Consider the following 24,521-nt stretch of genomic DNA (forward strand, 5'->3'; position numbering starts at 1 on the left):
CCATTTGGCGAAGGCGCCGACTGCCGGAGCATTCGCCATGGACCTAGTCTTCTCCTCGACCGTCGACCTCGCCGCCACGATTGCGGCGCGAAAAATCTCCGCCGTTGAGGCGCTAGACGCGCAACTGGCGCAGATTGACCTGCATAACGAGGCGGTCAACGCGGTCGTCAATCTCGATCGGGAAGGCGCCCGCGAGCGCGCGAAACAAGCCGACGCGGTGCAGGCGCGCGGCGATGCGCTCGGACCGCTGCATGGCGTGCCTTTCACGTTGAAGGACATGCACCAAACCGCTGATATGAAGACCACGGTTGGTTTCGCACCATTCGCCGACTATGTGGCAAAGGCAGACAGTCCGGTCGTCGCCCGATTGAAAGCCGCAGGCGGCATCCTGATTGGAAAGACCAATGTCGCGACGATGCTGGGCGACTGGCAATCGGACAATCCGCTGTTCGGTCGCACCAGCAATCCGTGGAACCGCTCGCGCACGTCAGGCGGGTCCAGCGGTGGCGCCGCGGCAGCGGTGGCGACCGGCATGACGCCGTTCGATGTGGGAACCGACATGCAGGATTCGATCCGCCTGCCGTCGGCTTTTTGCGGTGTCTACGGGTTGAAACCGACCGAGCATCGCGTGTCGCTGGCCGGCGCCTTCCCCGATCCGAACGGCGCGGCGCGAAGCGTGCGGTTGATGTCCTGCCTCGGCCCGCTGGCGCGCAGCGTGGATGATCTTGCGCTGATCTACAAAATCATCGCCGGCCCGGACGGAGCAGACACCGACCTCGCGCCGGTGCCCGTAGAGGCCATGCCCAGGCTCGACCTCAAGACATTGCGCATCACCGTCGCGCCGTCCTTCCCCGGCTTTCCGGTGGCTGGTAAAATCGCTGCCGCGGTCGAAAGCCTGGCCAAGCGCTTGCAATCAGCAGGGGTGATTGTGGAAGAAGCGAACTTGCCTGAGATCGATCTGCATGACGATCTGGAGCAGGGCGGCGATCTGATCGGCATGATGCTGGAGGCAGCGCAGCCCGAACCGCCGGAGCAGCCAACGCCGATCACCAATTGGTTCGAGGCGCTCGCTCGCCGCGACCGCTCGATCCTGGCCTGGGACAGGTTCTTCGAAACCTGCGATGCCTTGCTGTGCCCGGTCGCCATGACCACGGCCTTCGCGCATTGTGAGCCCGGCACGCCGATCGAAGTCGACGGCAAGGAGCAAAGCTATTGGATGCTACCGGCCTATGGCGCGGTCTTCAATTATTCCGGCCATCCGGCACTCTCGCTGCCCTGCGGGCAAGACCGCGACGGCCTGCCTATCGGCCTGCAACTGGTCGGCAAGCGCTGGTCGGAATCGCGGCTGCTCGGCATCGCCAAGGCGATCGAAGCGCTGACCGGCGGCTTCAAGCGTCCGCCGGGCTACTGAGCAAACCGACCCAACCCATAAGGCGTCAGCAGCGGATCACGCTCGCCGTCGAGAATTTCGCGCGTGGCGAACAGCCCGACCGCCGGCGCCAGCGTGATGCCGGAATGCATGACGGCGACATAGAGGCCGTCGGCGCCCTCGGCGCGGCCGATGATCGGAAAGCCGTCGATCGGCGTCGGCCGGTAGCCAACCGTGTGGAAATCGAATTCCAGTTCGTCGGCGCCGCGCAAGGCCGCCTTCATTGCTGCGAACAAATCGCGCGCCGTGGCGTCGGGGTTCTCACCTGGATCGCCGCCGGCGAAATCCGAGCCGGCAATGATGCGGCCCTCCGCCGTCTGGCGCATATGCAGCTTTTCGGCATGCACCAGCCCGTTGAGCAGCTTCTTGTAGGGCCGCGAGTGGACGATCAGGCCGGGCGGGGTCTCGATAGGTAGCTTGATGCCGGCGGTAGCGGCAATATCGGGCGCCCCGACGCCGGCTGCGATCACCACCTCTTCGGCTGCCATCAGCCCATGCGATGTATCGACACCGGTAATCCTGCCATCGGTCTGGACAAGTGCGGTTACAGAACTGGAGAGAACGCGCGCACCTTGCCGTTCTGCGTCGGCCAGCAGCGCCTTGGCCGCTGCGACCGGTTCGGCCACGCCTTCTTCCGCGACATAGACAGCCAATTCCGGTGGCTCGACGAGACTGGGCTCGATTTGCGCTGCCCGCCCGGCGTCGACGCGTTCGATGCCGTAACCCCAGGAAGCGTGCTCAGCCGCGTAGGCTTCGAGCCTGCCTGCCGGCAGATCCCAGCACAGCCCGCCGCACCAGGCGAGCGGCAGGCCGGGCAGCTCGTTTGCCAGCCGCTTCCATTCGGCCATCGCACGGATGCGCAGCCGGAAATAGATTTCGGGATTGCCCCAGCTGGCGTTGATCCAGGCAAAGGAGTTTGGCGTGGCGACGCCGCCGGCACCACTATCGGAAATCACAGTCACCCGCGCCCCGGCCTTGGTCAGGTGCCAGGCGATGGACGCCCCGATAATGCCGGCGCCGATGACGATGACTTCTTTAGCGCTGCTCATACCGGACCTCTCAAATTGGGCTCCTCTGATGCCACCGCAGCGGGTTAAGCTCAAGGGCGGTCGAGGCCTGCCGGCCCGAAACGGTCGACAGGCTGGCAATGCGCTGCTAGAAGCCCGCGCCACAGACAGGATTCCAGAAATTGGCTGAAGACATCGAACAGGCGGTATCGCGCCGCCGCACTTTCGCGATCATCGCCCACCCAGACGCCGGCAAGACGACGCTCACCGAAAAGCTGCTGCTGTTCGGCGGCGCCATCCAGCTTGCGGGCGAGGTCAAGGCCAAGAAGGACCGCATCCAGACGCGGTCCGACTGGATGAAGATCGAGCGCGAGCGCGGCATTTCGGTCGTCACCTCGGTGATGACCTTCGAATACGAGGACAATGTCTTCAACCTGCTCGACACGCCAGGTCACGAGGATTTCGCCGACGACACCTATCGTACGCTCTCGGCGGTCGACTCGGCCGTCATGGTCATCGACGCCGCCAAGGGCATCGAGCCGCGCACGCTGAAACTGTTCGAAGTCTGCCGGCTGCGCGACATCCCGATCATCACCTTCATCAACAAGATGGACCGCGAAAGCCGCGACCCGTTCGAAATTCTCGACGAGATCGAGCAGAAGTTGGCGCTGGACACCGCCCCCGTCACCTGGCCGATCGGCCGCGGCAAGACTTTTGCCGGCACCTATCACCTGGCGCTGAATGCGGTGCGCAAGGGCGATGCAGAGAAAGACCGCACGCCGGTCAATGGCCCCGATTCCAACCGCGTCGCCGGCCTGTTGCCGGAAAACGAGCGCGAGGCCTTCATCGAGGAGCTGGAGCTCGCGCGCGAAGCTTGCCGCCCGCTCGACATCGACGCCTTCCGCGAAGGTCATCTGACACCGGTCTATTTCGGCTCGGCGCTGCGCAATTACGGCGTGCGCGACCTGATCGAGGCGCTCGGCGCCTTCGGCCCGCCGCCGCGTGCGCAGGACGCAGACACCCGCAAGGTCGAGGCGACGGAGGAGAAGATGACGTCCTTCGTGTTCAAGATCCAGGCCAATATGGACCCCAACCATCGCGACCGCATCGCCTTCGTGCGCGTCTGTTCGGGCAAGCTCGAGCGCGGCATGAAGGCCAAGCTGGTGCGCACCGGCAAGCCGATGAGCCTGTCGGCGCCGCAGTTCTTCTTTGCCCGCACCCGCGTCACCGCCGACGAAGCGTTTGCCGGCGATGTCGTCGGCATTCCCAACCACGGCACGCTGCGTATCGGCGATACGCTGACCGAAGGCGAGGAGATACTGTTCCGCGGCGTACCCAACTTCGCGCCGGAAATCCTGCGCCGTGTGCGCCTCGGCGACGCGATGAAGGCGAAAAAACTCAAGGAAGCGCTGCACCAGATGGCCGAGGAAGGCGTCGTGCAGCTGTTTTCGCCGGAAGACGGCTCGCCGGCCATCGTCGGCGTTGTCGGCGCGCTGCAGCTCGACGTCTTGAAGGAAAGGCTGAATTTCGAATACACGCTGCCGGTCGAATTCGAAATGTCGCGCTTCTCGGTCTGCCGCTGGATTTCGGCCGACGACAAGGCCGAAACGCTTCGCTTCATTGAGGCGCATCGCGGCGACATCGCCCGCGATCTCGACAACGACCCTGTGTTTCTGGCCCAGCACGCCTTCTCGCTGAACTACGAAGCCGAACGCTGGAAGGCGATCCGCTTCGCAACCGTCAAAGACTACCAGGTCCGCGACAAGGCGGCGTAAGGCGCCCCTTTTCCTTCTGCCCGTTTACGCGGAGAGGGTGCCCGAAGGGCGGATGAGGGGCAGCGCCGACGTTGAAGGGTCAATTGGCTCCCACGCGCGCCGGCCCTTCGCATGGCTCAGGGCGTTCGAAGCTCGAAAAGCCAAGCAATTGGCTTTTCGTCCGCTACGCGGACTCCTTCTCACCCCTCCGCAGCTTCCTCGATCTTGGCAATATCGATCTTGCTCATCTGCATCATCGCCGACATCACCCGCCCGGCCTTGGCCCGGTCCGGATCCAGAAGCAGGCGCGGCAGTTGCTCCGGCACGACTTGCCAGGAGACGCCGAACTTGTCCTTCAGCCAGCTGCATTGCGACGGTTCGCCGCCGCCTTCGATGAGCTTGTCCCAGAAATAATCGACCTCTTCCTGGGTCTTGCAGTCGATCGACTGTGACATCGCCTCGTTGAACTTGAATTGCGGTCCGCCGTTGAGCGCCTGGAACTGCACGCCGTCGAGTTCGAACGTGGTTACCAGCGCCTTGCCGGCATCGGTATGGCCTTCGGGCCAACGCAGCACGCTCAGTACCTTCGAGTTCTTGAAGATGGAAACGTAGAAATTCATCGCCTCTTCGGCCTGGCCGTCGAACCACAGGCAGGTGGTGATCTTTTGCATGTCATGCTCCTCGGGTGTTTGGTTGCGATTACAGGTGAAGCGGCTGACTTATAGAAATGGTGCCATTCCCTTGCCGTCGTCCCAAGGACGGATGCCGGGCTAGCGATCCGACACTGGCCGGCAATCTTTTTCGAAACCCTGATTTCAGCGAGACTCTGGCGCATTGCAAAAATGTGGCCAGACCATACTTGCCGGTCTATAAACCCTGCGATCCAAATCCAGCGCCGCCACGCTCCGCGTTGAGCGCAGCCAGCCAGCCAAGGAAAATTCATGCCTGCCTATCGCTCCCGCACTACCACCCACGGCCGCAACATGGCCGGCGCCCGCGGCCTGTGGCGCGCCACCGGCATGAAGGATTCGGATTTCGGCAAGCCGATCATCGCGGTGGTCAATTCCTTCACCCAGTTCGTGCCGGGTCATGTCCATCTGAAAGACCTTGGCCAGCTGGTGGCGCGCGAGATCGAGAAGGCCGGCGGTGTCGCCAAGGAATTCAACACCATCGCCGTCGATGACGGCATCGCCATGGGCCATGACGGCATGCTCTATTCGCTGCCGTCGCGCGAGCTGATCGCGGACTCGGTCGAATACATGGTCAACGCGCATTGCGCCGATGCCATGGTCTGCATCTCCAATTGCGACAAGATCACGCCCGGCATGCTGATGGCCTCCTTGCGCCTCAATATCCCAAGCGTCTTCGTCTCCGGGGGGCCGATGGAAGCCGGCAAGGTGGTGCTCGCCGGCAAGACACAAGCGCTCGACCTGGTCGACGCCATGGTTGCCGCCGCCGACGACAAGATCTCCGACGAGGACGTCAAGGTCATCGAGCGCTCGGCTTGCCCGACCTGCGGCTCGTGCTCGGGCATGTTCACCGCCAATTCGATGAACTGCCTGACCGAAGCACTGGGGCTCTCGCTGCCGGGCAACGGCTCGACGCTGGCAACCCACGCCGACCGCAAGCGGCTGTTCGTCGAGGCGGGTCACCTTATCGTCGATCTCGCCCAGCGCTACTACGAGCAGGATGATGAGACGGCGCTGCCGCGCAGCATCGCCTCGAAGGGCGCCTTCGAGAACGCCATGACGCTCGACATCGCCATGGGCGGCTCGACCAATACGGTGCTGCATATCCTGGCCGCCGCCCACGAGGGCGAAGTCGATTTCACCATGGAAGACATCGACCGGCTGTCACGGCGGGTTCCGGTGCTATGCAAGGTCGCACCGGCCAAGTCCGACGTGCATATGGAAGACGTCCACCGCGCCGGCGGCATCATGGCGATCCTCGGCCAGCTCGACAATGCCGGGCTGCTCAACCGCGACCTGCCCACGGTGCACACGGCGAGCCTCGGCGAAGCGCTCGACCATTGGGACATTTCCCGCACCTCCAGCCAAAGCGTCCGCGATTTCTTCCTCGCCGCTCCGGGTGGCGTGCCGACACAGGTCGCCTTCAGCCAGGACCGCCGCTGGGACGAGCTCGACCTCGACCGCGAGAAGGGCGTCATCCGTTCGGCCGAAACGCCGTTCTCGAAAGACGGCGGCCTTGCCGTGCTGAAAGGCAATCTGGCGCTCGACGGCTGCATCGTGAAGACGGCCGGCGTTGACGAGTCGATCCTGAAGTTCACCGGCCCGGCCCGCGTGTTCGAAAGCCAGGACGCTTCGGTGAAGGCGATCCTGTCCAACGAAATCAAGGCCGGCGATGTCGTCGTCATCCGCTATGAAGGGCCGCGTGGCGGCCCCGGCATGCAGGAAATGCTCTACCCCACCAGCTATCTGAAGTCGAAAGGCCTCGGCAAAGCCTGCGCGCTGGTCACCGACGGCCGCTTCTCCGGCGGCACATCAGGCCTGTCGATCGGCCATGCCTCGCCCGAAGCAGCGGAAGGCGGCACGATCGGACTGGTGCAGGAAGGCGATACGATCGAGATCGACATCCCCAACCGCACGATCCGGCTTGCTGTCAGCGACGCTGAACTCGACGCGCGCCGCGCGGCCATGGAGGCGAAGGGCGCCATGGCCTGGAAGCCCGAGGAAAAGCGCAAGCGCAAGGTGACGACCGCGCTGCGCGCTTACGCCGCCTTCGCCACCAGCGCCGACAAGGGCGCGGTGCGGCACGTGCCGGAGTGATCCAGCCCGGCTAGTGGTACTGGCCGTACCAAGGCGATTTCGGATCGGGAAGATAGGGCCAATCCGTGCGGGTTGGCAGCGATCGCTTTGCGTCTTCCGCCTGTGATGGTGTCAAGAAGATGCCGAACAGGTCGTTTCCACCGTTGAGCGCGTAGTATCGCACGCCCGAATGGGTGAGCTGGTCATTGATGATTTTGAAGAAGACATAAGTGGCCGTGCCCCAGCTTTTGTCTTCGCTGCCCACACTATCCGGGGCGTATATCACGAACTCCTGGCCAGCCGAGCGCACGGCATATCGTGAAGCGTACATGTCTACGCTTTCCTCGATTGCGATTGGGTCTTTCACATATTGCCGAAGCTCGGGCAAAACTTCTTGGTAGGTCTTTGCGATTCCTTGTTCGGCGAGGTTCTCCGCGTCGAGGTGATGCGCCTTGTCGTAGTCGAGAGCCATGGCAGGAGATTGCGCGGCAAAGGTGCCCAACAAGACGGATCGTAGAAAGGACATGAACCGAGCAGCGCGCATACTCGCACTCCGTTATGGCATCAGCTGATATTCGTAAAGCTTCTGATACAGCCCGCCCTGGTTGAGCAGCGTGCGATGCGCGCCGCTTTCCACCACCTTGCCGGCCTCCAGCACCACGATCGTGTCGGCCTGGTGCACGGTCGACAGGCGGTGGGCAATGACGATGGTGGTGCGCCCGACCGTCAGCTGCTGCAGCGCGTCGCGGAAAAGCGCCTCGGATTCGGCGTCGAGCGCGCTGGTCGCCTCGTCCAGCAGCAGGATTTCGGCATTGCGCAGCATGGCGCGCGCGATCGAGATGCGCTGGCGCTGGCCGCCTGACAGCAGCGCGCCATTCTCGCCGACATCCGTGTCGTACCCTTTCGCCTGGGCGCTGATGAAGTCATGTGCATTGGCGGCCCTTGCGGCGGCCATTACTTCCTCGTCCGTGGCGCCCTCGCGCCCGAGCCTGATGTTGTGCATGATCGTGCCGGCAAACAGGAACGTGTCCTGGCTGACATAGGCGATCTTTTCCCTGACCGAGGTGAGCGTGGCACAAGAAATGTCCTGCCCGTCGAACATCACCCTGCCGACCTGCGGGTCGTACATGCGCATGATCAGGTTGAGGATGGTCGACTTGCCGCTGCCCGAGGGTCCGACCAGCGCCGTCATCTTGCCTGCGGCAAGCGTCAGGTCCAGTCCCTCGAACACCGGCGCGCTTTCGGGGTAGGCGAAGCTGACATTGTCGAAATGGATCTCGCCCGGCCCGGCCCGCAGCGGCTTTGCATCCGGCTTTTCGGCCAGCGTCAGCGGCCGGTCGGCGAGCTGGAACATCATGCGCACGCCGACAATGCCGGTTTCAAGCGAGATGCGTACGCGGGCCAGGCGCTTGGCCGGCTCATAGGCCAACAGCAGCGCCGCGATGAACGCCATGATGTTGCCCGGCATCTGACCGCCGCCGCCCAGAACCAGGAAGCCGCTGACAAAAACGGCGCCAGCGATGGCCAGCCCCGCAAGTGTTTCCATCACCGGGCTGGTGGCGGCCTCCAGCGTGGCGATGTTGTTGGCGCGGCTCTCCACGTCCGACACGGCCTTGTACATGCGCTTGCGCATGGCGCCTTCGAGGCCGAAGGATTTGACGACGCGCACGCCGATCGCCGTTTCCTGCATCACCTGCACGATCTGGCCGAGCGAACGGAATTCTTGCGAGGCAATTTTTCGGACGCGCTTCAGGATACGATTGACGCCGTAAATGGCGATCGGCCCGATCACCAGACAGATCAGGGACAGCGCCGGCTGCTGCCAGACCATCACACCCACCAGCGCAGCCAGCGTCACCAGGTCGCGAACATAGGACGTGACGATTTGGTCGAGCACGCTGCGCGCGGCCTGGGCATTGTTCGTCATGCGCGAAATCAGTTCGGACGAAGAGGTCGAATGATAGAATTCGATGCCTTGCGCAAGAATGCTGTCATAGATCTTGCGCTGCCGGTCGGCGATGATGGCATTGCCGACCCTGCTCATGAAGTAGGCCTGGATGAAGTTTGCGAAGCCCTTGAGAATGAAAATCGCTCCGGTCGCCGCCGCGATCAGATTGACCTGCCCAATCCGCTTGTAAACCACGAATTCATTGGTGATTTCGCGCAGCATATAGGCGCTGGCTGCTGTCGTTGCCGCCACCACCAGCATCGACAGAATGGCCGCAGCGTAGCCAAATCTATGCGCGTGAAAGGATTCCCGCAAAAGCCTTGCGATAAGGCGCTGGTTTTCCGTCGAACGGAAGAAGCGAAACAAATGGCCGATCCCATGCCTGACTGACGAATTTCGGATTCGCCACCAGGGCGAAAGGCGGCTTATAGAGCGAGTTGTGGCCGGATGGAACCTTTCGCTGTCGCGGAGACAATCGGCTGCGGCACGGTGTCTTTTGCGCCACGATTGCGGCGATTGATCTGCGGGGAGATGACGACAGATGGATTTCGACCTTGTTGTGCGCGGCGGAACGCTGCCCGACGGCACCGTCGCCGACCTCGGCATCATCGGCGAGACGATCGTCGCCATCGAGCCCGAACTGCATGTCAGCGCCGGCACGTCGATCGACGCCCGTGGCAATCTGATCTCGCCGCCCTTCGTCGATCCGCATTTCCATATGGATGCCACGCTGTCCTACGGCATTCCACGCATCAACGCTTCGGGTACGCTGCTGGAGGGCATTTCGCTATGGGGCGAGCTGAAGCCGCTCCTGACGCATGACGCGGTTCGCGAGCGGGCGCTCGCCTATTGCGACTGGGCGGTCTCGATGGGCCTGCTCGCCATCCGTACCCATGTCGATGTCTGCGATGACAGGTTGCTCGCGGTCGAGGCGCTGCTCGACGTCAAGAAGATTGTCGCGCCCTATATCGACCTGCAATTGGTCGCCTTCCCGCAGGACGGGTTTTATCGCTCGCCGACGGCGCGCCACAACACCATCCGCGCGCTCGACATGGGCGTCGACATCGTCGGCGGCATCCCGCATTTCGAACGCACCATGGCCGACGGCACGCGCTCGGTGACCGAATTGTGCGAAATCGCGTCGAAGCGCGGGCTGATGGTCGACCTGCATTGCGACGAGACCGACGATCCGCTGTCGCGCCACATCGAGCAGCTTGCCTATGAGACCCACCGCCTTGGCCTTCAGGGCAAGGTGGCCGGCTCGCACCTGACTTCCATGCACTCGATGGACAATTATTACGTCTCCAAGCTCCTGCCGCTGATTGCCGAGGCCGGTGTGTCGGCGATCCCCAATCCGTTGATCAACATCATGCTGCAGGGCCGCCATGACACGTTTCCCAAACGCCGCGGCATGACCCGGGTGAAGGAGATGCAGGCGCTCGGCATCCGCGTCGGCTGGGGCCAGGATTGCGTTCTCGACCCCTGGTATTCGCTCGGCACCGCCGACATGCTCGACGTCGCCTTCATGGGCCTCCACGTCGCTCAGATGTCGAGCCCTGCCGACATGGCGCGCTGCTTCGACATGGTCACCAATGTCAACGCCGCCATCATGGGCCTCGATCATCTCGGCCTTGCCGTGGGCAAGCGCGCCAGCTTCGTTATCCTCGATGCCGGCAACCCGATCGAGGCCTTGAGGTTACGTGCCGAACGGCTGTGCGTCGTCGCCAGGGGCAAGGTGGTGGCCGAGCGCACGAAGCAGGAGACACGGCTGTCGATCGCCGGCCGTCCCGGACAGGTGAACCGGCGGCACAAAACTGCGTAGAAACAGCCGATTTCCGCCGCTGGTCTTACCGATTTGCCTCGTCAAAGCGGCCGCTTGCAGCTAGGGAGCCGCATGGCCCAGTCGCTCGTCCGCACCTTTACCATCAGGAACGTGCTTTTGGCCGGCATCCTTTTGATGCTGGCCGGCGACTTCATGTTCGCGCTGAACGACGCGATGGGCAAATGGCTGGTCGCCAGCTTCTCGGTGGGGCAGGTGGTGCTGATCCGATCGATCGGGGCCTTCATCGTGCTCGGCCCGATGATCGCCAACCAGGGCGCCGGCAGACTGTTCCAGATGGAGCGGCCGGTCCTCCAGATTCTGCGCGTGCTGGCGACCACGGTGGATACAGCCTTGTTTTACGCGGCCGTCGTCTATCTGCCGCTGGCCGATGTGATGAGCTTCTACATGGCCGGGCCGATCTATGTGGCGGCGCTGTCGCATTTCCTGCTCGGTGAAAAGGTCGGCTGGCGCCGCTGGGCCGCCATCCTGGTCGGCTTCTGCGGCGTGCTGATCATCTTGAAGCCGTCTTCGGCGGCGTTCTCGCAGTCCTCGCTGTTCGCACTGGTCGGCAGCATTGCCTTCGCCTTCGCCATCATCCTCAGCCGCCGCCTGCGCGGCACCAGCGACACAACGCTGGTCACCTGGCAGACTATCGGCACGCTGCTGGTCGGCGGCGTGATGACCATCGGCGCCTGGCAGACGCCCTCGGCACTCGATTTCGGCGCCATGCTCCTGCTCGGCATCGTCTCCTGCAGCGCGCATCTGATGATTACCAGGGCGCTGAAACTGGCCCCTGCCTCGACGCTGGCGCCGCTGCACTACAGCCTGCTTCTATGGGCGGTGATCTTCGGCCTGGCCTTCTTCGGCGACGTGCCGGGACCGCGCATCCTGATCGGCGCGGCCATCGTCGTGCTCGCCGGCCTGTTCATCTTCCACCGCCAGAAGGTGGTCGAAATAGTCGTGCCGCCGGAGAACGTGCCGAAAGGCGTGAATTGACCTAACCTTGGCGCACCGCCGCCAGATGCCGTGAAAACTCAGGCGTTTCCATCAGCGCCTTGCAACGGGCGAAGCGGCCGTCGGCATAGGCGCGGAAATCCTCGACCGGGTTGTTGTTGGCAAGCTGGATAAGGCCCCAGAGCGTCCACAACAGGTCGCACATCGCCTTGTAGGTGACGACGCGGCCGCGCTCGGCCGGTTTTGCCTCGCCGCCGAAATAGGCGCGCATCATCTCTTCCTCCTGCGCGGTGTCGAACCGGCCTTCGACCGAGAGGTCGCCGAGGTCCCAGAGCGGGTCGTTCATCCCCGAATATTCCCAGTCGACGATCCACATCCGCTCGCCCGTATCGAGAAAATTCTCGCACAGTGGATCGCAATGGCAGGCGGCAATCGGCAGTCTATGCGCGGCAAGGGACGCACGCACGGTGTCGGATTCGCGCACCACGTCGTGGTAGCCCGGCGGCAAGGCGACTTCCTTGGTCGATAAGACCTTGAGATAGTCGTCGATCATCGCAAACAGCTCGAAGCGGAACGGAAATACCGCACCGGACGTGTGCAGCTTGCGGAAGGCTTCGCCGGCGCGGGCCGGGCTGCCGGCGCGCAGCTTGAACTTTTCCGGCGACATCGTCACGGCGCCGGCAACGAAGCGGCTCGCCAGCACGCCTGTCGCGGGGTCGACATGCAGCACTTCGGGGCTGACGCCCGCTTTGGCCGCCTCACGCGCCGCCACCGCTTCATTGGCGCGGTTGATATACTCCTCGGTGCCTTTGCCGGGGATACGCAGGCAGATATCGCCGGCCCGAAAGACGAGATTGGTCATCCCGCCCAGCCGCTCAAGCGGTCCGTCATAGCCCGCCAATGCCGGAATTGCCGCAAGTGTTGCGCGTGCCTCGTCCGTCCCCATGCCTGTTGCCCTTGGCCGTGTATTTCTTGCGACAACGGTTCCACAGTTTTCGCCGTTTGGCTATCATCCGATCGAGGGTGAGCAGCGAGCTGGCGGAGAAACAGCCATGGCGGGCAACAAGGATCATGGCGGGCTTGGCGCCGCCTATGCGGCGCAACGGCCCGAGGACGTCGCCGCGATCTATGACAGTTGGTCGGAAACCTACGATGCCGATATGTCGGCCGCCGGCTACCGCCATCCGACGATCTGCCTGGCCCTGCTGGCCCGCCATCTGCCGCGCGGCGCCGCACCGCTTCTCGACGCCGGCGCCGGCACCGGGCTGATCGGCGAGTGGCTGGCCATCACCGGCTATCCCCAGGTCGAAGCGCTCGATATTTCGCAAGGCATGCTGTCTAAAGCCGCGGCAAAGGGCGTCTATTCGGCGCTGCATTGCCTGGCGCTCGGCGGGCCACTGCCCTTTGCCGACAATGCCTATGCAGGCATCGTCTCGGCCGGCGTTTTCACCTCCGGCCATGTCGGCGCCGAGGGGCTGGACGAACTGATCCGCGTCTGCCGTCCCGGTGGCGTCATCGTGCTGACCATCAAGAACACGCTGTGGAACGCCGGCTTTGCCGATCGCATCGCTGCGCTCGAGGCTGAGGTCAGGGTCGTTCGTGCCGAGGAGACTGCGCCTTATGTTTCGATGCCGGGCGAGGCTGACACCGTGCCCAGCCGCGGCCTTGTGCTCCGTGTGAGCTAATCCAGGTTTCGTCTACGCCTTGATCCTGCTCATCGAAGCATCGTACATCGGTTCGAGATGGATCTTGGCCGGCGTCCGCTCCATGGCGACCACCAGCTCATAGTCGCCCGAGCCGAGGAAATCGTCGCCGACGCCATCGGCATTGCGGACATAACCGTAACCGATGTTCTTGGCCAGCGTGTAGCCATAGCCGCCGCTGGTGAGATAGCCGACCGGTTCGCCATTGCGCAAAATCGTCTCGCGCCCGACCAGCACGATATCGGGATCGTCGACCGTGAAGCCGGCAAAGCGTTTCTTCAGGTCGGCGCCGCTGATCTTTTCGAGCGCCCGCCGGCCGACGAAATCGGTGTTCTTCCTCAGCTTCACCGCCCAGCCGAGGCCGGCCTCCTGAGGCGTGTCGTTGGGGGTGATGTCGGAGCCCCAGGCGCGGTAGCCTTTCTCCAGCCGAAGTGATTCCAGCGCCCGATAGCCTATCGGCCGGATGCCGTGCGGCTTGCCGGCGGCCATCAATGCGTCGAAGATTTCGCCGGTGGCGGCGATCGGCACATGCAATTCCCAGCCGAGCTCGCCGACATAGGTGACGCGCAGCGCCCGAACCGTATGACCGGCAATGGCGATCTCGCTGACATGGCCGAACGGGAAGGCGGCATTCGAGACATCCGCGTCGGTGACGGCCGAAAGCACATCGCGGGCGCGCGGCCCCATCAGCGACAGCGTGCCGAAATCCTCGGTGACATCTTTCAACGTCACGTCGAGGCCCTTACCGACATGGTCGCCGATCCAGGAGAGATCATGCGTGCGGAAGCCGGTGCCGGTCACGATGTAGAATTTCTCCTCGGCGAGCCTGCCCACAGTCAGGTCGGCCTCGATGCCGCCGCGCGTGTTGAGCAACTGCGTGTACGTCAGCCGTCCCACCGGCTTGGCGACATCGTTGGCGCAGATCCAGTCCAGCGCCTTGGCTGCATCCGCACCTGTCATTTCGTATTTGGCGAAGGAGGACTGGTCGAAGATGCCGACTTTCTCGCGCACATGCCGGTGCTCCTCGCCGACCTGGCCAAACCAGTTCTGCCGGCCCATGGAATAAATGTCTTCGGATGTGGCGCCCTGCGGCGCGAACCAGTTCGGCCGCTCCCAGCCGAGCTTGGAGCCGAACACCGCGCGGTGCGCTTTCAGCCGCTCGTAGAGCGGCGAGACGATGCGCGGCCGGCCCGAGACGTACTCCTCATGCGGAAAGCCGATCGTGTAATGCTTGCCATAGGCTTCCAGCGTGCGATCGCTGACCCATTGCCGGTCGCGGTGCAAATTGGAAAAGCGCCTGATGTCGACCACCCAAAGGTCGAGCGGCGCTTCACCATCGACAACCCATTGCGCCAGCACCCAGCCGGCGCCGCCGCCCGAAGCGATGCCGAAGGCGTTGAAGCCAGCGCCGACGAACATGTTGGCGCATTCGGGCGCGACACCGAGGATGAAATTGCCGTCCGGCGTAAAACTCTCCGGCCCGTTGATCATCTGCTTGACGCCGACCGTCTCCAGCGCCGGCACGCGCGCGATCGCCTGGCTCATATGCTGTTCGAAATGATCGTAGTCGTCGTCGAACAGGCGGAACTCCCAGTCATCGGGGACATCGCCGCCGGGCAGGCCGGTCGCCCAGGCCTGCGGGTTCGGCTCATAGCCGCCCATCACCAGCCCGCCGACCTCTTCCTTGAAATAGGTGCGGCGGTCGGGATCGCGGATTGTCGGCGCGTCGGTCGCCAGCCCGTCGATCTTCTCGGTGATGATGTACTGGTGCTTGACCGGTTGCAGCGGCACGCAAATGCCGGCCATCGCGCCGACCTGGCGTGACCATTGCCCGGCGCAGTTCACCACCTTGTCGCAAGCAATGTCGCCCTTGTTGGTCTTCACCGCGGTGATGTGCCCGTCCGTCATGTCAAAGCCGGTAACGCGGACGTCCTCGAACAGCTTGGCGCCATGCATGCGCGCGCCCTTGGCCAGCGACTGCGTGATGTCGGAGGGGCTGGCCTGCCCATCGGTCGGCAGCCAGGAGGCGCCGACGAGGTCGCCGGTCTCCAGCAGCGGCCACATCTTTTTGACCTCCCCCGGCGACAGCAACTGCATGTCCATGCCGAAGCTCCTGGCCGTCGTCGCCAGACGTTTATATTCGGTCCAGCGGTCGGCATTGGTCGCAAGCCTGAGGCACCCGGTCATCTTCCAGCCGGTAGCGAGCCCGGTTTCGGCTTCCAGCCCCTTGTAGAGCTCGACCGAATATTTGAGCACGCGGGTGATCGAGGCGGACGAGCGCAGCTGGCCGACCAGCCCGGCCGCGTGCCAGGTCGAACCCGAGGTCAGCTTCCCCTGTTCCAGCAGCACGACATCGGCCTTGTGGTCGCGCGCCAGGTGATAGGCCGTCGAACAGCCGATAATGCCGCCGCCGATGACGACGATGCCGGCACGTGTAGGCAATGTCATGACTGTGTCCCGTACTTCGTGCGGTAATTGTCCAGCGCCGCGTCGAGCCGCGTCAGGTTCTCCGCGGTGTAGGCGACGTAGTCGATGCCGGGCGCGTCGAGGTAAAGTTCGGAAACCATGCTCCACATCGCCTCGCGCAGCAGCGAGGCGCATTGCATGGCCGCGTGCGAGCGGCGGATCGCCTCATCCGGCTCGCGCATGAAATACGCCGTGAGGAAAGTGAAGGACTCCGCGTCGCTCATCTCGGCGTTGGAGGCAACGCCGGCAAGATCGAACATCGCGGTGTTGAAACCGGCATATTCGAAATCGATGAGCCACAACCTGTCGCCATCGTCGAGGATATTTGCCGGCAGAAGATCGTTGTGGCCGAATACGATCGGCAGCAGCTTCTGCGCCCGCTCCAACTCGTCGGCCAGAGCCAGCAGCCTGGGCAGTTCGTCGCGCTTGCGGCTGCCGCCTTCGCTCAGCGTTCGCGCATAGTCGCGGATGACATGGAAGACCCAGAACATGAAGCCGGCGCCGGAGATGTGATTGGGCATCTCGCGATGGAACCCGCGCATAAGCGCTGCGACGCGGCCGATATTGGCGCGCACATCCTCGGCGACATAGGTTTTCGCGCCGAGGAATTCCGTGACCATGATGCCGGGTTCGGAATGGCGGACCGCCGGCGCGAAGCCTGCGGCGTGCGCCGCCCGGGCCGTCATCACCTCGCGGTCGCGAAAGACGTGGTGAAATGGATAGTCCTGGCCGAAGCGCACGACATGCCGCCCGGCTGCGTCCTTGACCAGATAATTGGCGTTGCTGAGGCCGCCCGGCAGCGGCGCAATGTCGATGTTGCCGTTCCAGCAGGGCAAGGCCCGGATGCGGTCTTCAGCAGTCACGGGACCATCCCTGACTTTTGCGGAGCTTTCCCAGGCGCCATGGGCCGCGCAACGAGCGTTGGGAAACGCAAAAAATCTCGTCGGTGCGGGACGCAGGAACTCCTATCCCGCGCCGCACCGACGAGCCCCTCTGGCCAGGTTTTGATACCCGGTCTCCGCCCCCGCGGATTTGAGAAACTTTTGTGCCAGTTCAAACCCAGACGGTCTGGCCAGACGGTCCGGTCCGTGAATTGCGGCTCTGCCATCACCCTCCCGTGGCAGTTCCGAAGCTGTCACGCCGTCAATGTCACGCCAGTGCTGCCTAACTGTCAATGAAATGTTGCGACTTTTTTTGGGTGTTTTGCCCGAAACCACGAGCAATTCCTTTAAAAACGGCGGCATTGCCCTAAAACCGGGCAGGCCGCAAATTGAGGAAGCCAGATGATCCATTCGAAACGGCATGGCGAAATCCTCCGCCTCCTCAAGGAAGAGGGCACCGTCACCATTGCCAGCCTCGCCGACCGGCTGGGGGTTTCGCTTGAAACGGTGCGCCGGGATGTCAAGCCACTGACCGGCAATGGCTCGGTGCTCAAGATGCATGGCGCCATCGGCCTGCCGTCGATGGCCGGCGAAGCGCCCTTCGAGCGGCGCATGCGCGACAATGCCGAGGCCAAGCGGCTGATCGCCCGCATGGTCGCTGCCACCATTCGCGACGGTGAATCGGTCATGCTGGACACCGGCACCACGACCTCGTTCCTGGCCCGCGAACTGCTCGGCCACCGGCGGCTGACGGTCGTCACCAACTCGTCCGATATCGCCCGCACGCTGGCCACCGTCAACGGCAACAAGGTCTATATGGCCGGGGGCGAATTGCGCAGCGATTCCGGGGCCGCCTTCGGCGCCTCGGCGATCGATTTCGTCAGCCGCTTCTCGGTCAGCCACGCGGTGATTTCGATCGGCGCCGTCGATGCCGCCGCAGGCCTTGCCGACTACGATCTGGAAGAGGCGGAGTTCGCCCGCATGGTGCTGTCGCGCGGCCAGCGCTCGCTGGTCATCACCGACCACACCAAGTTCGGTTGCCAGGGTCTGGTCCAGGTCTGCGGCTTCGACGGTTTTTCCGAACTCGCCACCGACCAGCCGCCGCCGCGCGACATTGCCTCGGCACTTGCCGAGGCTGGAGCGCGCCTCAGCATCGCTGCGGCCTAGCCAAACACCAGCGACTGGCGCGCCGCGATCCCGGCCCATGCCGCCACCCGATACCACGAAGGCGATGTTGTGCATCATGCGCGCCGCGTCGCCGGCCGCATAAGATGTCGTTCTGGTGAAAAATTGTTTTTCAATCATCCCGCTCTTCGCAATGTCCATGCAACTTGGCAGCCGCAAACAGCGCCTCGTCGAAATGCGGGCCGGGCGAATCGCCCGCATCAGCAATGAGGCCACCATGCTGCAAACGATGCCTTGTCTTTCCTGGACGCTTGCGCGCTCCGACCTGGAAGCGGACCCGGCTTGGCCGGACATTCCGCAACTTTCCGCCGGCGACGGTGTATGACGGTGTATAAGGTGTCCAGGATCAAGAACCTCAAAACCTATGACTGGCGCTTCGCATGACTGATCCACTGTCGGCGATCCTGGGCTTCGGCCTGCTTGGTGTCGGCTGTCTCGCCTTCACTGAAAAGATCCTGCCGCTGCCGCCCTCGCATGTGCTGCTGCTGTTCCTCGGCATGACGGCAGCCTCCGATCTCCTGGCGCTGGCGATCCTGCTTATGGTGACGACGCTGTCCGCCATCACAGGCTGCCTTGTCTGGTATAGTGTGGGCCGTAGGATTGGATTGGATCGTGCCGACAGGCTGGTCGAGCGTTTCGGCAAATATGTCTGCTTGCGCTATGCGACCTACAGCAAGCTTGGTCAGGCCTACCGCCGCCATCATGTCCGGGTCTCCTTGCTGGCGCAGTTCATCCCGACGGTTCGCAACTATCTGCCGATCGCGGCCGGCGCGCTCCGTCTTCCACTCTTGCCCTTCGCGGCGGCGACGCTGCTCGGCGCCACGCTATGGAACACCGGCTTCCTCGTCACCGGCTACCTTATGCGCGGCAGCGGCCGGGATTCCTATGCCATCGGCTTTCGCATCATCGTCATCGTCCTGGCGCTGGAGACGGCGTTCATGCTCGCGCTTCGCTACGGTCCTGCCTGCCGGCGGCGCCTCGGGTTCGGCTGACCAGGAGGCGCCTCAAGCCGTATGGGTATAAGCTCCGCCTTCGGCTTTCCTTCCCCGGCGCGCCGGTGTTTAGTCCGGCCATGGCTTTCACCATCCGCCAGCTGCAGTTCTTCATTGCCGTCGCCGAGCAAGGCACGGTGTCGGGCGCCGCACAAAACCTCTCCATCTCGCAATCCTCGGTCACCGAGGCGATCAAGGAGCTGGAGAGCGATCTCGGCGTCGAATTGTTCGAGCGCCATCCGCGTGGCCTCAACATTACCCACAAAGGCCACCAGTTCCTGCGCCATGCGACCAAGATCCTGGCCGACGTCTCCGACGCGCGCCGCGCTTTTTCCGACGACCAGGTGGTGGCCGGCGGGCGGCTGCAGCTCGGCGTCACCTCGCTGGTCGCGGGCTATGTGCTGTCCGATCTGCTGGCGCGCTACCGCCGCGCCTATCCCGGCGTCGATGTCTCGGCCATCGAGGACAATGGCGACTATCTCGAACATCTGCTGATCGGCGGCAAGCTCGACATTGCCGTCATGGTCACCTCCAATTTGCGCGACCGCACCGCTCTGCAGTCGGAAATCCTCGAAGTCTCGGCCTACCGGCTGTGGGTCCCGCTCGGCCACAAGCTGGCCAGCGCCGACATTATCGGCATAGGCGACATTGCCGGCGAGCCGCTGATCATGCTGACCGTCGACGAGATCGAGGAGAACACCGGCAAGCTTCTGGCGGCGATCGGCGCCAGGCCGCATGTCGCCTTTCGCACCCGCTCGGTCGAAGCCGTTCGCAGCCTCGTCGCCACAGGTGCGGGCGTGGCGTTGCTGCCCGACCTAGTCTACCGGCCGTGGTCGCTGGAAGGCGACCGCATCGAATCGCGCGACATTTCGGGTTCCCTGCCGGTCGTCCAGGTCGGCATGGTCTGGCGCCGCGGCTCCGGTCTGCCGCAGGCGTCGCGCGACTTCATCGGCCTTGCCCAGTCGCAGCGTATGGTACGCCAGCAGCGTTGATAGGGTGCGTGGTTATCTATCGGAAAAACCGATATCGCGTTTCTGATAAATGAATTTGCGAAACCGGAATTTTCCGAGCACTTTTCATGTCAGGGACGAAAGCCGCCATCAGAGCGGCAACGTGCCATCGGATGAACTGACGCTTTTCAGCCTGCGGCTGACCGCGGCGGCGACTCGCTTCGCAGTCAGGCGCCAAAATGGGAGATTGACGATGAATTCATTCCTGAAGACGTGCACCGCCTTGACGGTCGCGCTGACCTTTTCCGGTCAGGCCGTCGCCCAGGTCAAGGAACTTGGCAAGGGCGAAGGGGAGGTCAGCATCGTTGCCTGGCCGGGGTACATCGAGCGCGGCGAAACCGACAAGGGCTATGACTGGGTGACCTCCTTCGAGAAGGAGAGCGGCTGCAAGGTCAACGTCAAGACCGCGAACACCTCCGACGAGATGGTCTCGCTGATGAATGAGGGTGGGTTCGATCTAGTCACCGCTTCGGGTGACGCATCGCTGCGCCTCGTTGCCGGCAAGCGCGTGCAGCCGATCAACACCGATCTCATCCCGAGCTGGAAGGCGGTAGACGACCGTCTGAAGGATGCGCCCTGGTTCACCGTCGACAAGGTGCATTACGGCGTTCCCTATCAGTGGGGCCCGAACATCCTGATGTACAACACCGATGTCTTCAAGGAAGCGCCCAAGAGCTGGAACGTCGTCTTCGAGGAAATGAACCTGCCGGACGGCAAGTCCAACAAGGGCCGCGTCCAGGCCTATGACGGCCCGATCCACATCGCCGACGCCGCCAACTATTTGATGTTCCACAAGCCGGAACTCGGCATTAAGGACCCGTACGAATTGAACGAAGACCAGTACAAGGCAGCGCTCGAGCTGCTGCGTGTTCAGCGGACGCTGGTCGGCCGCTACTGGCATGACGCCGCCATCCAGGTCGACGATTTCCAGAACGAAGGCGTCGTCGCTTCCGGTTCGTGGCCTTACCAGGTCAACACGCTGGTTGCCGCCAAGAAGCCGGTCGCCTCGACCGTGCCGGAAGAAGGCGTCACCGGCTGGGCCGACACCACCATGATGGAGGCCGACGCCGCGCATCCCAACTGCGCCTATATGTGGCTTGAGCATTCGCTGTCGCCCAAGGTCCAGGGCGATGTCTCGGCCTGGTTCGGCTCGCTCCCCGTGGTGCCCGCTGCCTGCAAGGGCAACGAGCTGCTCGGCGAGGAAGGCTGCAAGACCAACGGCTACGAGAACTTCGACAAGATCAAGTTCTGGAAGACCCCGGTCTCCAAGTGCGCAACCCAGAACGACCAGTGCGTGCCTTACTACCGCTGGGTGTCCGACTATATCGGCGTCATCGGCGGGCGTTGAGCTCCCTTTAACCCACCCCCTTGTGGGGAGGGTCGACGCGCAGCGTCGGGGTGGGGGCAGCGCTGACGTCCGGTGCTAGTCACCCCCACCCGCGGCTTCGCCGCGACCTCCCCATCGAGGGGGAGGTGAAGTGCCGTGCCCGCTGGCCTGATTGGTGGCGGCAAGAGCTATTTCGACGAACCACAAACCGGCAACAGATCAGGACAGCCCATGACCTCGGCCGTTTCCTTCCAGAAAGTCTCTCGCCATTTCGGCAGCGTGCGCGCCGTCGATGCGGTCGATCTCGACATCGTGCCGGGCGAGTTCTTCGCCATGCTTGGTCCGTCGGGGTCCGGCAAGACTACCTGCCTGCGCCTCATCGCCGGCTTCGAGCAGCCGACATCGGGCTCGATCTCGATCTTCGGCGACCGCGCCGAGGGCGTGCCGCCCTATCGCCGCAACGTCAACACGGTGTTCCAGGACTACGCGCTGTTCCCGCATTTGAACGTGCTGGACAATGTCGCCTACGGGCTGATGGTCAAGGGCATCGCCAAGCCGCAGCGGCAGAAGGCGGCGGAAGAGGCATTGTCACTGGTGCGGCTTCCCGGCTATGGCGCCCGCCGTCCCGGCCAGCTCTCCGGCGGCCAACGCCAGCGCGTCGCGCTGGCCCGTGCGCTGGTCAACCAGCCCAAGGTGCTTTTGCTCGACGAGCCGCTCGGCGCGCTCGACCTCAAGCTGCGCGAGAACATGCAGGAAGAGCTGAAGTCGCTGCAGAAGGCGCTCGGCATCACCTTCGTCTTCGTCACCCATGATCAGGGCGAAGCGCTGTCGATGGCCGACCGCGTTGCCGTCTTCAATGACGGCAAGATCATGCAGATCGGCACGCCGGAAGACATCTACCAGCGGCCCAGGACACGCTTCGTCGCCGATTTCGTCGGCTCCTCCAATGTGTTGCCGCCGGATTTCGTCCAGCGTTATTCCGGCCAGGACCGCTGGGGCAGCCTGCGCCCCGAATCGATCCGCATCGGCAGCATTGCGAAAGGCGAAGGGGTTGCCGCGCGCCTGGTCGGAACCAACTATCTCGGCGCCACGACCAGGCTGGCGCTCGACGCCGACGGCTTGAGGCTGCACGCCATCGTGCCGGCCGGGACAAAGCTGCCGGCGGAAGGCGAAGCGGTGGTGCTGACGTTCAACCGCGAGCATTTGCATTTGATGGACGAGCCGGCATGATTGAGGTTTGCGCCAAGCACCCCCCTCTGTCCTGCCGGACATCTCCCCCTCAAGCGGGGAGATTGGCTATTCCTCCCGGTTTCGCCAATCTTCAACGTTGGGGATTTGGCGAGGCAGCGAAACTGCTGATCTCCCCCCTTGAGGGGGAGATGTCCGGCAGGACAGAGGGGGGTGTGAAGGAACCCGGCTTCTCAGGGTTCCTTCAGCACGCGGTCTCCCCATGACCATCGCCGCGCTCAACTCAACCTCCGCCCCCGCCATCCTGCCCGGCAGCGGCGGCGTGCGCGGTGCGCTGTCCGACCTGTTCTGGCGCAAGCCGCAACTGCTGCTGTTCCTCATGTTGGCGCCGCCGGTGCTGTGGCTCGGCGTCGTCTATATCGGTTCGCTGTTCGCGCTCTTGGCACAGAGTTTCTTCTCGATCGACGAATTTTCCGGCCTCATCAACCATGAGTTCACGCTGAAGACCTATGGCGACCTGTTCCAGCCCGCCAATCTCGACATCATCCTGCGCACGGTGACGATGGCGGTGCTGGTCACGCTGGCCTCCGCCGCCATGGCCTTCCCGATCGCCTATTATGCGGCGCGCTATGCCCGGGGCCGCTGGAAGGCGCTGTTTTATCTCGGAATCATGCTGCCGCTGTGGTCGAGTTATCTGGTGAAAATCTACGCCTGGAAGTTGATCCTCGCCAAGGAAGGCATTCTGACCTGGCTGCTGGCCAAATTGCATCTGCTCTGGGTGCTCGACGGCTGGCTGTCGCTGCCGGTCGTCGGCGGCAACTCGCTGTCGGTCTCCGCCACCGGCACCTTCATCGCCTTCGTCTATGTCTGGCTGCCGTTCATGATCCTGCCGGTGCAGGCGGCATTGGAGCGCGTGCCCGGCAATCTGGTCGAGGCGTCCTCCGATCTCGGCGCATCGCCGGGCCAGACCTTCCGCAACGTGCTGTTCCCGCTGGCGCTGCCCGGCATCGTCGCCGGCTCGATCTTCACCTTCTCGCTGACGCTGGGCGACTACATCATCCCGCAGATCATCGGCACGTCGCGGCTGTTTATCGGCCAGGCCGTCTATTCGCAGCAGGGCACCGCCGGCAACATCCCGCTCGCCGCCGCCTTCACCGTCGTGCCCATCGTCATCATGGGTTTCTATCTCTGGGGCGCCAAGCGCATGGGGGCCTTCGATGCGCTCTGACGGTTCGCAATCCGCCCCGCTCGGCCTCAAGATCGCAGCCGCTTGCGGCCTGCTCTTCCTGCACCTGCCGATCCTGCTGATCTTCGTCTATGCCTTCACCACGGAAGAGAAGAGCTTCGTCTGGCCGCCGCCGGGGCTGACCACACAATGGTTCGCCGTCACCTGGAACCGGCCGGATGTCTGGCAGGCGCTGTCGCTTTCGGTCCGCGTCGCCGCAATCTCGACCGCGATTGCCTTGATACTGGGCACGCTGTGCGCCGCCGCCGTGTCACGGACGAAATTCTTCGGCCGCGAGACGATCTCGCTGCTCGTCATCCTGCCGATCGCGCTGCCCGGCATCATCACCGGCATCGCGTTGCGCTCGGCCTTCTCGCTAGCCGACATCCCGTTCTCGTTCTGGACGATCGTGCTCGGCCACGCCACCTTCTGCGTTGTCGTCGTCTACAACAATGCGGTCGCCCGTTTCCGCCGCACTTCCGGCTCAATGATCGAGGCCTCGATGGATCTCGGCGCCGACGGCTTCCAGACCTTCCGGCACGTCGTGCTGCCCAACATCGCCACCGCTCTGCTTGCCGGGGGGATGCTCGCCTTCGCGCTGTCCTTCGACGAGGTCATCGTCACCACCTTCACCGCCGGCCAGCAGCAGACCGTGCCGATCTGGATGCTGGAAGAGCTGATCCGCCCACGCCAGCGTCCGGTCACCAATGTCGTCGCCATGGTCGTGGTGCTGGTGACGCTGCTGCCCATCCTTGCCGCCTATTACCTGACCCGCGACGGCGACCAGATCGCCGGTTCGGGCAAATGAAGAACAGCGAATAGGGAGTAGCGAATAGCGAATAGGGGAGATTGCACGACCAGCCCT

21 protein-coding genes are annotated in these 24,521 nt (G+C 63.6%); 14 read left to right on the top strand and 7 right to left on the bottom strand.

The features are described from left to right. Positions 1-37: 37 nt before the first annotated feature. Positions 38-1,411, top strand: a complete 1,374-nt coding sequence (locus NLY37_RS26200; protein ID WP_023743204.1) for an amidase — start codon at positions 38-40, stop codon at positions 1,409-1,411. Here the strand turns inward: NLY37_RS26200 and NLY37_RS26205 are convergent. Further along, positions 1,405-2,478: an NAD(P)/FAD-dependent oxidoreductase gene (locus tag NLY37_RS26205; protein WP_023743205.1), complete on the bottom strand. Its 1,074-nt coding sequence runs from the start codon at positions 2,476-2,478 to the stop codon at positions 1,405-1,407. The two genes, NLY37_RS26200 and NLY37_RS26205, sit on opposite strands and share 7 nt — an antisense overlap. Before the next feature lie 140 nt (positions 2,479-2,618). On the opposite strand from NLY37_RS26205, the gene NLY37_RS26210 reads away from it, so the two are divergent. Beyond that, on the top strand, positions 2,619-4,211 hold the full coding sequence (locus NLY37_RS26210) for a peptide chain release factor 3 (RefSeq protein ID WP_023743206.1): 1,593 nt from the start codon (positions 2,619-2,621) through the stop codon (positions 4,209-4,211). A 179-nt stretch (positions 4,212-4,390) separates the two neighbouring features. Here NLY37_RS26210 and NLY37_RS26215 read toward each other — a convergent pair whose 3' ends face one another. After that, positions 4,391-4,861, bottom strand: a complete 471-nt coding sequence (locus tag NLY37_RS26215) for a VOC family protein (protein ID WP_023743207.1) — start codon at positions 4,859-4,861, stop codon at positions 4,391-4,393. Positions 4,862-5,131: 270 nt separating this feature from the next. On the opposite strand from NLY37_RS26215, the gene ilvD reads away from it, so the two are divergent. Next, positions 5,132-6,976 carry a dihydroxy-acid dehydratase gene (gene ilvD, locus NLY37_RS26220; protein WP_031246581.1) on the top strand — a complete coding sequence of 615 codons (1,845 nt, stop codon included), beginning with the start codon at positions 5,132-5,134 and terminating at the stop codon, positions 6,974-6,976. A 10-nt stretch (positions 6,977-6,986) separates the two neighbouring features. Here ilvD and NLY37_RS26225 read toward each other — a convergent pair whose 3' ends face one another. Together NLY37_RS26225 and NLY37_RS26230 are read right to left on the bottom strand one after the other, a co-directional pair. Beyond that, entirely contained in the window at positions 6,987-7,457 is a 471-nt protein-coding gene (locus NLY37_RS26225; protein WP_156033682.1) for a hypothetical protein, read from the bottom strand. A gap of 54 nt (positions 7,458-7,511) precedes the next feature. Then, the gene (locus NLY37_RS26230) at positions 7,512-9,269 is read right to left on the bottom strand and encodes an ABC transporter ATP-binding protein (protein WP_023698913.1); all 1,758 of its coding nucleotides are present in this window, start codon (positions 9,267-9,269) and stop codon (positions 7,512-7,514) included. A gap of 175 nt (positions 9,270-9,444) precedes the next feature. Between NLY37_RS26230 and NLY37_RS26235 the strand changes: the two genes are divergently transcribed. Continuing rightward, positions 9,445-10,725, top strand: coding sequence for an amidohydrolase family protein (locus NLY37_RS26235; protein ID WP_023698914.1), 1,281 nt, complete (start codon positions 9,445-9,447; stop codon positions 10,723-10,725). Between the two features lie 72 nt (positions 10,726-10,797). After that, positions 10,798-11,721 carry a DMT family transporter gene (locus NLY37_RS26240; RefSeq protein WP_023743209.1) on the top strand — a complete coding sequence of 308 codons (924 nt, stop codon included), beginning with the start codon at positions 10,798-10,800 and terminating at the stop codon, positions 11,719-11,721. Position 11,722: 1 nt separating this feature from the next. Here the strand turns inward: NLY37_RS26240 and NLY37_RS26245 are convergent, their stop codons facing one another. Further along, complete coding sequence (locus NLY37_RS26245) at positions 11,723-12,625, bottom strand: phosphotransferase family protein (protein WP_023715584.1); 903 nt, start codon at positions 12,623-12,625, stop codon at positions 11,723-11,725. A gap of 106 nt (positions 12,626-12,731) precedes the next feature. Here NLY37_RS26245 and NLY37_RS26250 point away from each other — a divergent pair, with 106 nt between their 5' ends. Then, positions 12,732-13,364, top strand: a complete 633-nt coding sequence (locus tag NLY37_RS26250) for a class I SAM-dependent DNA methyltransferase (RefSeq protein WP_023692639.1) — start codon at positions 12,732-12,734, stop codon at positions 13,362-13,364. A gap of 12 nt (positions 13,365-13,376) precedes the next feature. On the opposite strand, the gene NLY37_RS26255 is transcribed toward NLY37_RS26250, so the two are convergent. Both NLY37_RS26255 and NLY37_RS26260 read right to left on the bottom strand, forming a co-directional pair. Beyond that, entirely contained in the window at positions 13,377-15,830 is a 2,454-nt protein-coding gene (locus NLY37_RS26255; RefSeq protein WP_023743212.1) for a GcvT family protein, read from the bottom strand. Next, on the bottom strand, positions 15,827-16,711 hold the full coding sequence (locus NLY37_RS26260; RefSeq protein ID WP_031246582.1) for a phosphotransferase family protein: 885 nt from the start codon (positions 16,709-16,711) through the stop codon (positions 15,827-15,829). The genes NLY37_RS26255 and NLY37_RS26260 overlap by 4 nt, the downstream gene beginning before the upstream one ends. A gap of 420 nt (positions 16,712-17,131) precedes the next feature. Between NLY37_RS26260 and NLY37_RS26265 the strand changes: the two genes are divergently transcribed. The 8 genes from NLY37_RS26265 to NLY37_RS26300 all read left to right on the top strand — a co-directional run bounded on the left by NLY37_RS26265 (position 17,132) and on the right by NLY37_RS26300 (position 24,464). Continuing rightward, entirely contained in the window at positions 17,132-17,896 is a 765-nt protein-coding gene (locus NLY37_RS26265; protein WP_023743214.1) for a DeoR/GlpR family DNA-binding transcription regulator, read from the top strand. Between the two features lie 157 nt (positions 17,897-18,053). Further along, complete coding sequence (locus NLY37_RS26270) at positions 18,054-18,239, top strand: hypothetical protein (protein ID WP_156933986.1); 186 nt, start codon at positions 18,054-18,056, stop codon at positions 18,237-18,239. A gap of 55 nt (positions 18,240-18,294) precedes the next feature. After that, positions 18,295-18,906, top strand: coding sequence for a DedA family protein (locus NLY37_RS26275; protein WP_023743215.1), 612 nt, complete (start codon positions 18,295-18,297; stop codon positions 18,904-18,906). A gap of 80 nt (positions 18,907-18,986) precedes the next feature. Further along, positions 18,987-19,898, top strand: a complete 912-nt coding sequence (locus tag NLY37_RS26280; RefSeq protein ID WP_023673412.1) for a LysR family transcriptional regulator — start codon at positions 18,987-18,989, stop codon at positions 19,896-19,898. Between the two features lie 211 nt (positions 19,899-20,109). After that, positions 20,110-21,264 (top strand): ABC transporter substrate-binding protein, encoded by a 1,155-nt coding sequence (locus NLY37_RS26285; RefSeq protein ID WP_023692632.1) that lies wholly within the window; start codon positions 20,110-20,112, stop codon positions 21,262-21,264. Between the two features lie 210 nt (positions 21,265-21,474). Then, positions 21,475-22,473, top strand: a complete 999-nt coding sequence (locus NLY37_RS26290; protein ID WP_023692631.1) for an ABC transporter ATP-binding protein — start codon at positions 21,475-21,477, stop codon at positions 22,471-22,473. A 220-nt stretch (positions 22,474-22,693) separates the two neighbouring features. Then, positions 22,694-23,659 carry an ABC transporter permease gene (locus NLY37_RS26295; protein ID WP_023743216.1) on the top strand — a complete coding sequence of 322 codons (966 nt, stop codon included), beginning with the start codon at positions 22,694-22,696 and terminating at the stop codon, positions 23,657-23,659. Further along, entirely contained in the window at positions 23,649-24,464 is an 816-nt protein-coding gene (locus tag NLY37_RS26300; RefSeq protein WP_023673416.1) for an ABC transporter permease, read from the top strand. The genes NLY37_RS26295 and NLY37_RS26300 overlap by 11 nt, the downstream gene beginning before the upstream one ends. The last annotated feature ends 57 nt before the right edge of the window (positions 24,465-24,521 follow it).

This window comes from Mesorhizobium sp. C395A (assembly GCF_030323205.1).
In the GTDB taxonomy this organism is placed as follows: Bacteria; Pseudomonadota; Alphaproteobacteria; order Rhizobiales; family Rhizobiaceae; genus Mesorhizobium.